The sequence below is a fragment of the Sphingobacterium sp. InxBP1 genome, assembly GCF_026191775.1.
Taxonomy (GTDB): domain Bacteria; phylum Bacteroidota; class Bacteroidia; order Sphingobacteriales; family Sphingobacteriaceae; genus Sphingobacterium; species Sphingobacterium thalpophilum.
The window spans coordinates 204564-220923 of sequence record NZ_JAINDX010000044.1 but is presented as its reverse complement, the minus strand read 5'-3'; the positions used below and the strand labels follow the sequence as shown (position 1 = coordinate 220923).

The following is a 16360-nucleotide window of genomic DNA, read 5'->3' as shown; positions in this document are numbered from 1 at the left end:
GACAAGGCTTTACCCATCTCCGGCAAAAAGGAATATAAACCAAACTAAACGGAGAATAAGCCCGTAAATAATCTTGGATGTCATGACAAAAATATATCGTACAGCGGATAGAATGATGGAAAACCGGCTTGACCCTAAAAAGCGCATTAGATGCACCGTACAGTCATCAGATGGGCTCAAGACCAGTTGTGCAGATCTACGTCCATTTTTTCCCGACAAAGATCAAACAGATTTCGAGGTTGTTAAAATTCGAAATAATGTCGAAAAAGCCAAAGAATTGCTTGTGTACACTGGGCATTCCACAGTGCAGATCGCAAAAGCATTGGGCTATAATAAAGCAACCGAACTCTCGAAGCTCCTGCTTAATTATACAGGATTACCATCCGGCCACTTCAGGAGGATACGAAAAGCCAAACTTGCCATGATAAACAGGCAGCAAAAACAGTGACGTACCATGGCTTGCGATGCTTGTAGGCATTCCTTCGTTGATAACTGTGGCTGTGAAGAATTAAATATGTATGAAAAAATATATCTGGCACACGCATAAGCTCATCAGACAGACAAAAGATGCGCTTACCATCTACTTTGATGCCGGACAACATCAGATGACTTATCTGCCGGGGCAATATCTGAACATTAAACTTGTTATAAAAGGTGAAAGCATCACCCGACCATATTCTTTTTGCTCAGTTCCATCAGATCCCTACCCCGCCATTACTGTCAAACGGGTTGAAGGTGGCGTCATGAGCAACTACATTGTAGATAATGCCTCCATCATTGAATATTGGGCCATCGAAGGACCATTTGGAAATTTCGTTTTAGATGACCATGCTGCCGATCAGCAGCCTATCGTTCTGTTAGCGGGTGGAAGTGGTATTTCCCCCCTATTTGCCATGTTGCGCAGCGCATATACTAAAACGAGCATTCCGCTACTGTTTTACAGCAATAAAACGCCGGAGGATACCATTTTTTTCAATGAGCTTACGGATTTGGAGGAGGCGCGAAAACTACAAACCTATTACTCTTTTACAGCGCCGGAATATGTTCCCCAAAAAAACAATCAGCTTGGCGGTAGATTTTCGGTACCCATTCTGCAATCACTCATCAAACAATTTGTGCCAACACTTAAAGCACATTTCTATATATGCGGCCCAATGGCTTTAATGGAGTTATACCAGAATGTGCTCAAAAACCTCAGAATTCCTGAGAAAAATATCCATTTTGAGCACTTCCATCCAGCCCCTCAAAATGCGGCCTTACAACAAACAGGCGACACGATCAAAGATGTACTTGTACGATATTATGACCAAGTCTGTCATAATGATAAAATAGTCACTTTTGAATGTACTTCACTCATTTCCGTAAAACCCGGGGAGTCGCTATTAGATGCTCTTCGGGCAAATAACATCAAGGTATCCAGTACCTGCAACAACGGAACCTGCGGCTCCTGTTGGGCCGTTAGGACCGAAGGCGAGGTGCATATGTTACGCCATGACGCCCTAACGCCCCTAGACCTGAACTCAGGAGTTGTACTGCTCTGTCAAAGCTATCCTATCAACGACAAAGTATGCGTTACTTTACAGTAACACATATTTTGTCAGCATTCTTCTTTAAGGAGCTCTTTTAACCGGCGATGTTGCACGCAGAGCTCCGCATACATGGACTTTAATCTTCTATTTTCCTCGCTTAGATTAACTAAAACAGCCAGAATATCAATGGCCACATCCTTATACTTTTCTTTAAGCTCAAAAATAGTGGTACCATAAATACCGTATTCTTCGAAGAGCTCCACTCCGCTTTTCCCAGCATGGTAGTCCTGTAGCACCTTACAGATCTGGTGTTCCTTATTTGTCTTATTTCTCATATTTTGTTGTCTTATCTCTTACAAAGTTCGTTCTATCACCGGTAGGAATTATGCGCTTTTCCGCTGCGTTTTTATAATATTTAAAGTTGTCTTGAACAAAAGGATATAAGGAATATCATAAATCTAACCCGGAATATCATAATGTCATATCTCGCTCAAATGCAGAATTTTAACCTATAAAATTATATAAGTCATTATGAGAACTACGACTCTATTAATAAAAGGAATGGTGTGCGACAGATGTACCTATGTTCTTGAGGGAGAAATGGTGGCCATGGGATTCGAAGTGTTGGAAATCAGATTGGGACAGGTTGTTATAAACGACATCGAAAATGTGCAGAAAAATATGGACAAGCTAAAAAACATGCTGCAAAGCAATGGTTTTGGCCTCATTTACGACAAGCGACAGCGGATGGTCAATCGCATAAAAGAACTTGTAGAGGAAGGCATCAATTTACAGGTAGCGAGTGGAACTCCGACTAAATTCACCAAACTGATCAGTGACACATTTCACAAGAATTACGACAGTCTGAGCGCGTTATTTTCTTCCGTTGAAAAAATCACACTGGAGAAATATATCATTCATCGCAAAATCGAAAAAGTGAAAGAACTACTCATATACACGGATATGTCTTTGACGCAAATTGCATATACCATGGGGTATAGCAGCCAGGCGTACTTATCCAATCAGCTGAAAAAGTATACTGGTCTTACGTCCAGTCATTTTAAATTGCTAAAACAGCCACCGTTACCCAGTATTAGGGTAGTTATTTAGGGCACCGACAACAGTGTCCATAGCTGTCTTGAGATCGCGCACGCCATTAAATATTACAAATGCTGACCGGAGTTGCATACTTGCTGTGCCTAGGGAATTAGCAATTTTGGTGCTATAAACTATGCGAAAAGAACCGCCTCCAAAGGAGGCTAGCTATAAAAATAACGGCGTTTAATCGTCCATTACGAAAATCAAAAAGTGAGTTTATGATATATGAATTGACAAAATCCAAGTCGAGGCTTCTGATTCCCCTCCTTGGTATGTTATTAGTTACCTGCCAGCGCAGACCAGACAACAAGTCGGGAGACACTCCTGCGCCAAATGCCGCAGCCGCACAATTACCTGTTGATATAATAACAGCACAGGAAGAAGAGCTGCAGCAGCACGAAACCGCTGTAGGTTCGCTGATGCCCTATCAAGAAGTCTCGATAGTTAGTGAAATTGCTCAGCGGATTACATATGTGGCTTTCAAAGATGGCGCATATGTTGATCGCGGCGCTACACTTTACACACTCAACGATACCGAAATCCGCGCACGTCTCAAACAGGTCGGCGCCGAGCTCGAACTGGCGCAGATCAACAAGGATCGTCTACATAATCTTCTAAACAATGAAACGGTAAACCAGCAAGAGTACGATGAAGCACTTATGCGTTTTCGGTCGCTGGCTGCACAGCAGGATCTGCTACGTGCAGAACTCGCAAAGACAGTCATTAAAGCGCCATTTTCGGGAAGAATCGGTATTTCAAAAGTGCATACCGGAGCCTACGTCATCCCCGGTACAGCACTTGTAGATTTACAGGACCAAACAAATCTGAAACTGGACTTCTCCATTCCGGAGCGCTACTTTCAGCTGATCAACAAGGGAACGAAAGTACATTTTACCACCGAACTCTCCGATCAACCACTTGAAGCAAAAGTAGTTGCAACCGAACCAGGGCTGAATACCGAAGGTAGAAGCCTGCAAGCCCAGGCCCTTGTGAGCAACGTCAATGGGAAATTGCGTCCCGGCCTATCTGCTAAAATCTACTTTGGTACAAGCGATCATGGAGCGAAAGGCATTAAGGTCCCGACAGAAGCACTTATGCCGGACGGAAATGGCTACCATGCCTTCATTATCAAAAATGGAAAGGCAAAACCGGTCCCAGTAAACATTACTAATCGAACTGAAACAGAGGCTATTGTCACCTCCGGTTTAACCAGCGGCGATAGCGTCATCATCTCCAATTTACTGCGTTTAGCAGCAGATACACCGGTAAAAGCGGTTACTCAAACAAACCAATAGATCATGAGTATATCATCATTAAGCATAAAAAAACCAGTGCTGGCAGCAGTATTTTCACTTCTGCTAGTTATCTTGGGAATTGTTGGCTGGAAACAACTCGGCGTACGGGAGTTCCCACTAACTGAGCCTCCCGTCATATCCGTTATCACCTTCTATCCCGGAGCAAGTCCAGACGTCATCGCATCCAAGCTTACCAGACCGATGGAAGAGTCTATCGCTGAAGCAAGTGGTATACGAACAATATCCTCTGAGTCTCGCGAACAGGTCAGTGTGATCTCCATTGAATTCAACCGGGAGACTGACATCGAAGATGCATTAAATGATGTCAGAGACAAGGTCGCCAAATCCCGTAAGCAGCTTCCCGCCGACGTCGATCCTCCAATTGTACAGAAAGCTACTTCTGCGGACAATCTCGTTGCATTTCTCGAAGTGGAAAGCGATACAAAAGATATTAAAGAAGTCAGCCACATCGCGTCTACTGTCATAAAAGACAGAATGCAGTCTATTCCCGGAATCAACAATGTTGCAATCGTTGGCGAACACAAGTATGCCATGCGTCTCAGATTTGATCCAGTTAAATTGGCATCGTATCAACTGACTCCGGAAGATATCAGAGCTGCGCTCCTCAGGGAAAACATTGATCTTCCTTCGGGACGGATAGAGGGTGAAAGTAGCGAATTGAGCATTAGGACATTAGGTCGGCTGACGACGGAAGATGACTTTAACGAGATGTTAATCAAGCAAACCGGTCATACTATTATTAAATTAAAAGATATTGGCATAGCACAGTTGGGGGAAATGAATGAGCGTACCGCAATTATCAACGAAACCGGAAATCTGAACCGTGTGGGCATAGGTGTGGCTATTCAGATTCAACGAGATGCCAATGCTATTGAAGTGGTTGATGAGTTCTACAGGCGTTTAGAGCAGTTAAAGAAAGATATCCCTACCGATTATCGACTTATTGTGGGCTTTGATTTCACACGTTCGGTCCGTGAGTCCATCAAAGAGGTTGAAGAGACGCTCTTTATCGCGTTTGGTCTGGTTGTACTGATAATTTTCCTTTTCCTCCGAGATTGGCGGTCAACTATTATTCCGGTACTGGCCATTCCCGTCTCCATCCTGTCCGCCTTTTTTATTATGTATATCGCCGGATTTTCCATCAATGTACTCACATTGCTGGGGTTGGTACTTGCTATCGGACTGGTCGTCGACGACGCCATAGTCGTACTCGAAAATATTTATAAAAAGATTGAAGAGGGTATGCCCCCTATTCAGGCTGCATTTAAAGGTTCAAAGGAAATTTATTTCGCTGTAATTTCAACAACTATTACGCTTGCAGCGGTATTCCTTCCCATCGTTTTTATGGGCGGAATCAGCGGCCAGCTTTTCTTGGAATTTGCGATTGTCGTGTCGGGATCAGTACTGGTATCCGCTTTTGTTGCACTAACGCTCACGCCGATGCTCAGTGCATATTTCCTCAAGAAGAAAGAAGGACCAAGCTGGTTCTACCGGGTTACGGAACCATTTTTCGTCCGATTAAACAATGGTTATGCCTACTTACTGATTGCTTTCATGAAAGTGCGCTGGCTTGCATGGATATTTTTAATCGCCACTACTGGATTGATTTATTATGTCGGCAGACAGCTGCCTTCAGAACTTGCTCCAATAGAAGATCGTTCGAATATGAATCTGATTGCCATTGCACCTGAAGGTGTTTCATTCGATTACATGAAGAAAAAGATGATCGAAGTCGGCAAGTATGTCAACGATTCTACAGATGGTCTCTATCAGACCTATTCGATGGTTGCAATTTCCTTTATTCCTGCCCCCGCACCGGTCAATGTCGCTGTACAGAGTATTTATCTCAAAGATCCAAAGGAAAGGAAAAAGTCTATTCAGGACTTATACAACCAATATGCCGCTGCATCGGGTAATTTTAGAGGTTTTTTACTATTCCCCTACCTCCCGCCTACCATCGGAACGCGATATGGCGGCGGCATGCCAGTCCAATTTGTATTACAGGCCCAAAATCTGGATACTCTGACGGCTGCACTTCCTAAATTTCTGGGAGCAGTACGGCAAAGCAAGAAGCTGATGTTTGCGGATTCGGACTTAAAAATAAACAAGCCCGAAGTGAAAATAACTATTGACCGACAAAAGGCAGCACTGATGGGAGTTTCCATTGAAGAAGTTGCACGCACGCTGCAGCTTTCTCTATCAGGCCAGCGCTATGGTTACTTTCTCCGCGACGACCGCCAATACGAAGTGATCGGACAGCTGTCACGCCCCTATCGGAATGACATCAAAGACCTAAACGGTATATATGTCCACTCCACGAAAGGTAAGATGATTCCGCTCAATAATCTGATCACTTTTGAAGAAGCCGTAAGTCCAGCAGCGATATACCGTTATGATCAATACACTTCCGCCACGATCTCTGCTGCGCCCGCACCGGGGGTAAGTCTCGCCGAGGCTATACAGGAGATTGAGAAAATAAAGGTTGAGGTACTCGGTGGGAATTTTAAATCTTCCCTTGCCGGCCAATCGAGAGATTACACAGAGAGTCAAGGCAATATAACATTTACACTTGTTCTGGCACTTATACTGATATACATGATTTTAGCAGCCCAATTTGAAAGTTTAAGGGATCCGCTGACTATTATGCTCACTGTACCAATGGCAGTAACTGGGGCGGTGCTGAGTTTACACTGGTTTGGTCAGAGTCTAAACGTATTTAGCCAAATAGGAATTATTACATTGGTTGGGCTCATTACTAAAAACGGGATCTTGATTGTAGAATTCGCCAATCATCTTAAAGAGACCGGAGTATCTAAATATCAGGCTGCAATCAGCGCTGCCGAACAACGTTTCCGACCAATATTGATGACTTCGCTCGCCATGATATTTGGAGCATTACCGATTGCTCTTACAGCCAACAGTCGGCAATCGCTAGGTATTGTCATCGCTGGCGGTCTAGTATTTTCCGGAATTCTCACATTATTCATCATCCCAGCGGTCTACTCTTATCTCTCAAGTAGTAAACGTAGGCTAGTCGTCGATGAAGAGGCCACAGAGACTGGCAAGGAGCTGGCACATGAACAAGGTTTTTAAAGAACTATACCATGAATAAAATATCCTATCTAATCACAATACTACTATACTTTTCATCGGTCGCGAAGCAGCTCAATGCGCAAACACGGGTGCTTTCTTTAGCTTCGGCGTTGGAAATGGCGGAGAAGGGAAACAAGGCCCTTCAGGCTCAAATTCTGGAAGAAATATATGCTGCTGAGCTCACAAAGGAAACAACAGGAGCGATGCTACCGACCATTTCGGCAGATCTGGCTTACAGCCGTTATTTTGACAGGCAGACAATCTTTCTCCCCGGCTCTTTCGCCGGTACGGCAAAACCGGTACAGGAAGTTGCCGTCGGGGGGAAAAATGCATGGAATGGAATGGTTGCCCTGTATCAACCTGTATTTTCGCCTGCTCTTAGCAGACAACGAAAAACAGCTGCTATCAACCAGCAGCTGGAACAGCAAAAAACAGCCGATCTCAAAAGCAGGATTGCGCTCCAGGTTTCGACACACTATCTCAGCATACTGATGATGACTGAGCAGCTGGGCTTACTCGAACAAAGTCTACAGCGCAATATAAAAGCACTGGATGATGCCCGCTCACTTTTTAATCAGGGCAGAGCCCTAAAGTCAGACACGTTACGAAGTTTTATCGAAGTCGAAAACATACGCTCATCGTCATCATATCTGAAAAACAGCATCAAAGTGTCGCTCATTGAATTAAAGCGGATAATCGGCATGGACGACACTGAAACTCTCGAATTGAGTGATAAGCTGGCTTCTCCTATGGGAACGATACAAAATGAATTTTATTCACTTGATGAAGCATTGAAAATAGCGGAACAAAATCGTAAGGATTTGCTGATCCAGCACATTCAGATCGATCTCGAAGAGAAAAGAGTTGCCGTGAAGCAAGCGGCGTTATTGCCGAAGCTGGCATTTATCGGCCAATACCAAGTCCAGGCCCAGGCAGACGACTTACGAATTGGAAACTATGCGTGGCCCAGAACATCTTTCATAGGCTTACAACTATCCGCCCCCGTATTTAATGGTCATCGAAACAGGTCTCAGATCAACCAAGCGAAGATAAGATGGCGACAAGAGCAAATTCGGTTAGACGATTTCCGGCAGGAGATTAAAATGAAACTGGCGTCTATCATCAGCAAGTGGAAAGAGGCAAATTCCCAATTGGAGATACAGAAAACAACCGTTCACTCAGCAACCCTAAACTACCAAATGAATGAGGACCGTTTTAAAAATGGTCTCGGGTCAAGGCTAGAACTCACGGACGCCGAACTTGCACTTACTCAAGCACGAATAAACTGTCTACGCGCTACTTACAACCTGCGGATATTGTACACAGAAATGCAGCATGCGCTTGGCCTATTGAATTTACAATAAACTATGGTTATAATATAAGTAAAAATGAAAACATATCCTATAGATGCGGATAAGGCAGTGGCCTATCCAAAACGCTGGGCAGCCCTTTTTCTGCTTTGCACAGCCCAATTTATCGTCATAATGGACACTTCGATTATCGGTGTGGCACTACCTGCGATTAAAGAAGATTTAGGTTATTCGCAGTCGGCTCTTCAATGGATCTTCAATGCCTATGTAATCCTTTTCGGTGGTTTCTTGCTGCTCGGCGGCCGACTTTCAGATCTCTTTGGTGCACGAAAAGTTTTTATGTGGGGCTTTGGTATTTTGACCGCAGCGTCCCTACTAGCGGGCACTGCATGGTCTGAAGCCGCCTTAAATATCGGCAGAGGTTTACAGGGCCTCGGATCTGCACTAATTACACCCGCTGCACTGACACTAGTCATGTCGAAATTCACCGATCCCAAAGAGCTCAACAAGGCCTTCGGTTTTTGGGGTGCGTCTGCAGCAGCCGGAGGCTCTGCTGGGGTATTTCTAGGTGGAGTAATTACCCAGTGGCTTTCTTGGCACTGGATATTTCTGATAAATATTCCCGCAGGTCTTTTAGTCTTATTTTTTAGCCCAAGTCTATTGTTCAAAGGCAACACCAGAGCGGGGAAAATAGACGTCGGAGGAGCCCTTTTGGCCACTACAGCGCTTGTTCTCATGGTTTATTCCATCGTATCGGCAGAACACGCGGGTTGGATATCACTGCAGACAATAGGTCTCTTGAGCCTGTCAATCCTACTCCTTATCATCTTCCATTTCGTGCAGCGGAACAAAAACGAACCTCTAGTTCCCTTAACGATTTTTAAGGTTCCTAACCTCAGTTCTGGCAACCTGATGATTGCATTACTGGCTGCTGCATGGATTCCCTTATGGTTCTTCCTCAATCTTTATTTACAGCAGGTACTCGGCTATTCTGCGTTTTACAGTGGCCTTGCCTTGCTTCCAATGACCGCAGCTATTATGTTTCTGATGGTAGGTTTTACTGGAAAACTCGTTACCCGTTTTGGATTTAAGTATAATATTCTGGCAGGCCTGACGATCCTCGCTGCGTCTTTATTTTTATTTAGTACGGTCTCCATCTCAGGCTCTTTTTTAACAGATGTACTGCCCGCTTCACTCCTTGCGGCAATAGGTATGTCTCTGACCTATATCCCGGGAACAATGGCTTCTCTATCAGGGGCGGGGCCTAACGAAACGGGACTTGCATCAGGTCTGGTTAACACGAGTTATCAGGTAGGTTCGGCATTGGGGCTAGCAATTATCGTGGCTTTATCAACAATGAAAACTAAAAAACTGGCTTTAGCAGGGATTGACAACACAGAAGCTTTAAATGAGGGGTTCCGTACAGCATTTTTCTCAGCAGGCATCATTTGCTTAATTGCTCTGGTGCTAACCGCATTTTCTATCAAAACCATAAACTCAAGACCATAAACCATTAGCTTTCTTATGCAATTAGCCCAGTCATGGTATAGAGAGGAGCTACTGTACGTGGCTCCCAAATATTACAAATCATTTCTAAAATTGCGCAAGTAAATCATAAACTAGTTTCCACAATTTTGTATAGTAAGTTTGGTAACCAGCATTTTAAGCATTAAATAGCTAAACTTCATGTTCAACATTTAGAAAATTCATAATAACAATAACTATGGACACGCATCACCAACATCATCACCTGCACAAAGAAGCAGCAAAGGTAGAAATCATCTCCATACCTTCTAACATAGAGGCTGGAAAATCTGTTATGCTAACCATTTCAATACAAGATAAAGGGCAACATCTTCCTCTTGATGTTGTACACGAGATGAAAATACATCTTTTGATCGTCAATGAACAGCTAAGCTGGTTTACCCACATTCATCCCGAAGAACAACTGGATGGAACATTCCAAGTCACAACAACCTTTCCTTCGCCAGGTAGATACCTGTTGTTTACAGACTATAAACCGACAGGTTATCCGGCATCGGTGAACAAGCAAGTTATCGATATAGAAGGGTCTACACCTGTGTCCGAAGCAAACGGACAGACAAAACTGGTTTCCTATGTGGATGGTTATAAAATAACCTTGGTGAATGGTAATCAGTTATCCACTGATACCACACAAGGTTTGCAATTTGCAATAGAAAAAGATGGCAGAACCGTTCCTGCAAAAGAAATTCAAAATTACCTTGGCGCCGCAGCGCATATCGTTATGATTAGTAATAAAGACAAAGACTTTCTTCATATTCATCCGATGACCAACAGTGAGTTTCCAATTTACGCCGAAGCTCATATTACAAAGTCGGGACATTATGTATTGTGGGTACAGTTCAAAACGGATGACACTGTTCACACAGCGGACTTTAATGTAGAGGTTAAGTAATTAATCGGTCAGGAGGATGAACAACGCAAGATCATGTGCAACGCTGGAAACGCTAGCATTGCACATGATTTCGAGTTGTCTTTTTTAACGATTTAGAATTATTGGCTATGGGCATCGCAATACGCATGCTTCGCCTGAGTTTAATTTACCCGGTAGACCTTTAGCTGCCGCTGCAATTTTTTTCGAGTCATATGTATCCTCGTTTTGATGGTGCCTTCCGGCATGTTGAAATAGCTCGCGATCTCATGGTATTTGTGGCCGTCCAAAAACAGACGGAAAATCTCATAATTTTCAGCGCTAAGGCTAGACATCGCGCGTTCTATATCATCGGCAATAAATTTATCCACCCCCTTATTTAGTTCGATCGTATTGGTGCTTTCCAATTCGACATAAGAATCCTGTATCTCGTTTACGCGTTTTGCTTTCCTATATTTATTGATATAGGTATGTTTCATTATCACATAGAGCCAGCTCATCAACTTAGGATGTTGCACAAAATCGTCAATCGATTTTAATGCACGGATCCATGTTTCCTGAATCAGATCTTCCTTTTCATCTGGGTCTGTAGTAAACTTTGCTGCAAAGTGATTCAACAAACTTCTTTTCTCATTGATAAGTACGTTTAAATTGTGATTGTTCATAGCTAACCTCTTTCTTGTTGTTATTATCAGTATAGACGGCACAAGAAAAATGCTAGGTTTCAAGCGCAGAACAGTTCGAAAAGTTTGTTCTAGGAAGATAAGTAAAAATACGTTTTTACACTATTTGCCGGTTTAAACAGCATTTTACACCGGATTTTCAACATATTTATACCATAAAGATCAAAAATAATGAAGTAAGAAAATCTTGTAATTGGGTACTCTACACCAGCAAAACTGTATAAATTACGCTGCCCAAGCATTCGGTCGCAGCACACACGTAAAGTCACATGTAGCGAAAACTGAACATAGAATCGTGTTTCGAAAATGCGATTTTCCCAGATTCAGGAAAAAACTACGTATAGTTCAGCATTTTTATCGGTATATCGCGTATGATACTACGTGATATCTACTCAAAAACTACCTTTAAGTGTCAGATGAAGGCATTTGGGTACAGCTTTTGATCCATCCACGGTAAAATAATGTACAACCTTATTAATCATAATACTTGATATGGAAAATATACAGCAAAAAGCAGCCAAAATGGGTTTAGAAAAAGGATATTATTTATTGTTGATGGCTATTTTAGATATTCCGATTGAGAACGAAAGCAGTGAAGCTAAGGAGGGCTAAGGCTATGAAAAGAATCGTTATCATCAGCACTTATCCGCCCCAGGAATGCGGACTGGCGACATTTACAAAAGATCTGAAACAAGGAATGGAACTCGATCCCAATGTATCCGTCGATGTGATCGCTGTTTCCAAATTAGGGAAGGAACAGTATGACCAATCCGTTCGATTCGTCATTGACAGGGAAAGACTGGACAGCTATATTCAGGCGAGCAGAATTATTAATAAGGAATACGACTATTGTATTGTACAACATGAATACGGTATATTCGGTGGAGCCGATGGCATTTTCGTGAATCACTTGGCTGACAAGATCGATATTCCGTTATTGACTATATTCCATACTATCTTACAGACACCATCTTTGCGACAAAAGGAAATCATGGGATTCCTTCTGGAGAAATCCCAAGCTGTTGTTTCCCTTTCCGCTACAGGTTCAACATTATTGCACAAGCTGTTTCCTAAGACTGAACAGCGTAAAGTTAAAGTCATCCCGCATGGCGTACCGCAGTTCGATTACAATCAGGGATTGGCAAAATATAGACTTGGACTTCAGAATCAGTTTGTGATGTTGACTTTTGGCCTGATCGGACGTAGCAAAGGGCTGGAGTATGCCATACGCTCACTTGCGGGACTCGATCTTCCCAACTTCAAATACCTGATTGTCGGTAAGACACATCCCAATGTACTCGCCCATGAAGGCGAATCTTATCGATTTGAATTAAAGGGACTTGTGGAGAAGTTGAATTTACAGGAAAATGTAGTGTTTGTCGATGAATTTCTGAGCGACGAACAACTGAAAGAGTATTTAACCGCCTGTGATATCTATTTATCACCTTATCAGCATGAACAGCAGATCAGTAGCGGCACACTATCATTTGCCGTCGGCGCCGGGGCAGCGGTCATCTCAACACCATACTGGCACGCTAAGGACCTGCTGATAGATGACCGCGGTATTCTCACCCCGTTCAATGACACTGAAACGATGGCAGCCAACATTAAGCTGCTTTATCAATCCAAACGTTTGCTGGCATGGCACAGGTTTAAAGCACGCAGCTATGGCGAGCAAACCACTTGGAAAATGGTAGCCAAAGACTATCTGTCACTTTTATCCGATTTAGTCACCCCAGTGAGGTCGCTGGTGGATTACAAAAAATATGTTTCCTTTGATTTAAAAAGAGAAGCCTAGCAGATATTGGTGTCTTCCCTTGATGGGAAGACACTATTACCTTATCGGCCGGTATCCCCTACCGGTAGACGATGACTGAAAAGCCGAAGCTGTAAATAATCACTATATTTTTTTTACGTATGATCTTCTGCGTAGGTATTGACTTTTATGAAAATGATTTATAATTTGGGTACGATTTTCCGAAAGGGGCGACGTAAAGTCCAAAATGACATTTTTTAAAAGCTAATATTCTATTTAAATATAAATTTTAGTTATTGGATCATGTTAACAGAACTACTATCTACAAAAAAAAGACAACGTTTATCATTAAAGCTATTTATTATTACAGCTTTGGCCCTGTCCGTACATGGCAGCTCTTTGGGTCAGACAAATGCTGCATCCCAGAAATCAGGCTTCGAGGCTAGGTTAATCAATATCGAGGCACCGAGTAATGAACCTTTTCGCTATAGTACGACATTGACGAATGGTTCGTCGCAAACCGTCACCTATAACCTTGACGCACAATTACCTCCCGGGTGGCAGATCACCTATAGAGTAGAGGGTTCTCAAGTCACTTCACTACAGATGCAGGGAAACAAATCGCAGGAAATCAGCATCGAAATCAGCTGCCCGTTGACTGCCAAGCCCGACAAATATAAAATTCCCATCAAGGCCATATCGACGCTAGATACGTTAAAGTTAGATCTCGAGGCCGCTGTCAAAGGGTCATACGCAATCGAACTGAGTACACCTTCGGGTAGGCTGAGTGATGAAGTGGTCTCCGGCGGTACAAAAGAAATCACACTTCAGGTCAAGAATACGGGTACCCTTCCGTTAAATGCCCTTGAATTTAGTTCGCAGTTACCGACACGATGGGAAGCCACATTCACACCGTCCACTATCAAACAACTCGAGGCTGGGAAGTCCCAGGAAGTTAAGGTTAGTCTAAGGGTGCCGGACAAAACCATTGCTGGCGATTATGTGGCCAAATTTGATGTAAAATCTGCCAGTAACTCCGCGGATGTCTCCTTCCGAATCATTGTAAAGACCTCTTTACTCTCCGGATGGATCGGCATACTGATTATTCTATTGGCTATCGGCTTAGTGTATTATCTCATTCGCAAATACGGAAGAAGATAGAAAAGATTATCATGAAGGACCCTATTATTCAACTGACTGGCCTGACCAAAAATTACGGTACAGCAGTCGCTGTTGACAAACTTGATTTAAATATCTATAAAGGCGAGATATTTGGCCTGCTTGGCCCCAACGGTGCCGGAAAAACAACCAGCATCTTAATGATGCTGGGGTTGACCGAGCCATCTTCTGGTACCGCCATGGTGTGCGGCTACAATGCCACCAGGAGCCCAATCGCAGTCAAGAAGAAAGTAGGCTATCTCCCTGACAATGTAGGCTTCTATCCCGAGATGACTGCCTTGGAGAACCTTAGTTTTATCGCTAGATTAAATGGTCTGTCGACTTCACAGGCCTACGACCGGGCGAAAGAGATGTTGAGCATCGTCGGATTAGAACAGGCAATAAATAAGAAAGCGGGTGTATTTTCCAGAGGAATGAAGCAGCGACTTGGACTGGCAGAGGTACTTATCAAAAATCCAGAAGTAGCTATATTGGACGAACCTACGCTAGGAATCGATCCAAGCGGTGTCAATGAATTCCTTGAGCTTATCAAAAAATTGAGCAAAGAGCAACATTTAACTGTTCTTCTGTCATCACACCACTTGCATCAGGTACAGCGTGTATGTGACAGGGTCGGCATCTTTGTCGACGGAAAACTTCTTGTAGAAGGATCCATAGACCAATTAGCGCAAAATCTCCAGCAACAGGAAGGCGTAACAACACGTATCGCGATCGAAGCGGATAATGATATGATAGGCTTCGAAAAGCAGCTGAAAAACCTACCCGGCCTGCGGCAGTTAACCATCCAGGCAAACACTATTGAACTTAAAAGCGACGGCGATGTCACAGCTGAAGCTGTACGTCTGCTGGTGCACCATGGGGCGAACGTCGTTTCCGTTCAGCGTAACGACTACGCATTGGATAACATTTATAATACGTATTTCGAGCATAGTAAAATAAACAATACTGAATATGAAAAATCCAACCGTTTCTTCGGGAAGTCTCTTTTCGGGAAGTTTAAACGCTAATGTGACTTCGGGAAGAACAGAAACAGGCAGCCCTTTGATGGTATTGTTAAACAAGGAAGCTGCATCTCAGATCAGGAGTTGGCGGTTTGTCACCTTAATCATATTGATTCTATTGACATTTGGGGCCTCACTCTATATTTCCTCTTCCGGACTAAAAGATGCTGTCAATAATGTACAGGATCCAGATAAATCATTCTTATACCTCAAATTGTTGACGCTCACTGACAATTCGATACCTCCGTTTCATGTGTTTTTGAATTTCCTGGCGCCTTTGCTCGGCATTGCACTGGGTTTTGACGCGATCAATGCTGAGTATAATAATGGAACACTTACCCGGCTGATGGCACAACCGCTATATAGGGATAATCTGCTGTTTGCCAAATTTTTGGCGCCGCTCATTGTCGTAGGTACATTGTTTGTTGCTTTGGTATTACTTATGATCGGTGGTGGATTATTGGGAACAGGTGTACGTATAGAACCACAAGAATTGCTGCGGATACTGGGTTTCACATTCATTAGTATCATCTACGTGGCATTTTGGCTCAGCCTTTCCATTTTATTATCGATCTCTTTTCGTCAGCCAGCTACCTCGGCACTGACAGCCATCGGGATCTGGCTTTTTTTCACCGTATTCTTTCCTATTTTGGTTAATCTGGCGATACGTCCGTTTTTGCCGAATCCAAACTATATCTCAGAACAAGAGTACTTAAGTTATAATGAGCTTATATTGAATATATTGAGATTGTCGCCAAGCCAACTTTACACAGATGCGTCGACAACCCTGTTGATGCCGTCTGTCCGAAGCCTTGGCCCAATCGCAATGGAACAGATGGTAGGCGCCATCCCAGCTCCACTTTCGGTGAGAGAGAGTATTCTTATGGTTTGGCCACAGATAAGTGGTCTTACCGCGGCGACAGTGGTTTGCTTTGCATGGTCTTATTATCTGTTTATGAGACGTGAGATTCGCTGTTAGCAG

At 43.3% G+C, this 16360-nt stretch carries 14 protein-coding genes; 12 read left to right on the top strand and 2 right to left on the bottom strand.

Annotated elements, in window-relative coordinates; all coding sequences use genetic code 11:
- The first annotated feature begins 82 nt into the window (after positions 1-82).
- Both K7A41_RS11545 and K7A41_RS11540 read left to right on the top strand, forming a co-directional pair.
- A complete protein-coding gene (locus K7A41_RS11545; protein ID WP_265713808.1) occupies positions 83-448 on the top strand; it encodes a hypothetical protein in 366 nt (121 codons plus the stop codon).
- A gap of 70 nt (positions 449-518) precedes the next feature.
- Positions 519-1586 carry a flavin reductase family protein gene (locus tag K7A41_RS11540; protein WP_265713806.1) on the top strand — a complete coding sequence of 356 codons (1068 nt, stop codon included), beginning with the start codon at positions 519-521 and terminating at the stop codon, positions 1584-1586.
- 11 nt (positions 1587-1597) lie between these two features.
- On the opposite strand, the gene K7A41_RS11535 is transcribed toward K7A41_RS11540, so the two are convergent.
- Positions 1598-1864 (bottom strand): hypothetical protein, encoded by a 267-nt coding sequence (locus K7A41_RS11535; RefSeq protein WP_265713805.1) that lies wholly within the window; start codon positions 1862-1864, stop codon positions 1598-1600.
- Between the two features lie 196 nt (positions 1865-2060).
- Here K7A41_RS11535 and K7A41_RS11530 point away from each other — a divergent pair, with 196 nt between their 5' ends.
- From K7A41_RS11530 to K7A41_RS11505, 6 genes are all read left to right on the top strand, one after another.
- On the top strand, positions 2061-2639 hold the full coding sequence (locus K7A41_RS11530) for a helix-turn-helix domain-containing protein (RefSeq protein ID WP_265713803.1): 579 nt from the start codon (positions 2061-2063) through the stop codon (positions 2637-2639).
- Positions 2640-2845: 206 nt separating this feature from the next.
- Positions 2846-3922, top strand: coding sequence for an efflux RND transporter periplasmic adaptor subunit (locus tag K7A41_RS11525; RefSeq protein WP_265713802.1), 1077 nt, complete (start codon positions 2846-2848; stop codon positions 3920-3922).
- Positions 3923-3925: 3 nt separating this feature from the next.
- On the top strand, positions 3926-7036 hold the full coding sequence (locus K7A41_RS11520; RefSeq protein ID WP_265713801.1) for an efflux RND transporter permease subunit: 3111 nt from the start codon (positions 3926-3928) through the stop codon (positions 7034-7036).
- An 11-nt stretch (positions 7037-7047) separates the two neighbouring features.
- Positions 7048-8400 (top strand): TolC family protein, encoded by a 1353-nt coding sequence (locus tag K7A41_RS11515; protein ID WP_265713800.1) that lies wholly within the window; start codon positions 7048-7050, stop codon positions 8398-8400.
- A gap of 24 nt (positions 8401-8424) precedes the next feature.
- A complete protein-coding gene (locus K7A41_RS11510; protein ID WP_265713799.1) occupies positions 8425-9855 on the top strand; it encodes an MFS transporter in 1431 nt (476 codons plus the stop codon).
- 214 nt (positions 9856-10069) lie between these two features.
- The gene (locus K7A41_RS11505; RefSeq protein ID WP_265713798.1) at positions 10070-10783 is read left to right on the top strand and encodes a hypothetical protein; all 714 of its coding nucleotides are present in this window, start codon (positions 10070-10072) and stop codon (positions 10781-10783) included.
- Positions 10784-10923: 140 nt separating this feature from the next.
- On the opposite strand, the gene K7A41_RS11500 is transcribed toward K7A41_RS11505, so the two are convergent.
- A complete protein-coding gene (locus K7A41_RS11500; protein ID WP_051606959.1) occupies positions 10924-11424 on the bottom strand; it encodes an RNA polymerase sigma factor in 501 nt (166 codons plus the stop codon).
- 634 nt (positions 11425-12058) lie between these two features.
- Between K7A41_RS11500 and K7A41_RS11495 the strand changes: the two genes are divergently transcribed.
- From K7A41_RS11495 to K7A41_RS11480, 4 genes are all read left to right on the top strand, one after another.
- Positions 12059-13240: a glycosyltransferase gene (locus K7A41_RS11495; RefSeq protein WP_051606957.1), complete on the top strand. Its 1182-nt coding sequence runs from the start codon at positions 12059-12061 to the stop codon at positions 13238-13240.
- Positions 13241-13501: 261 nt separating this feature from the next.
- A complete protein-coding gene (locus K7A41_RS11490) occupies positions 13502-14359 on the top strand; it encodes an NEW3 domain-containing protein (RefSeq protein WP_265713797.1) in 858 nt (285 codons plus the stop codon).
- An 11-nt stretch (positions 14360-14370) separates the two neighbouring features.
- Positions 14371-15384, top strand: a complete 1014-nt coding sequence (locus tag K7A41_RS11485) for an ABC transporter ATP-binding protein (RefSeq protein ID WP_028070240.1) — start codon at positions 14371-14373, stop codon at positions 15382-15384.
- The gene (locus K7A41_RS11480) at positions 15329-16357 is read left to right on the top strand and encodes an ABC transporter permease (protein ID WP_265713796.1); all 1029 of its coding nucleotides are present in this window, start codon (positions 15329-15331) and stop codon (positions 16355-16357) included. The genes K7A41_RS11485 and K7A41_RS11480 overlap by 56 nt, the downstream gene beginning before the upstream one ends.
- Positions 16358-16360: the final 3 nt, after the last annotated feature.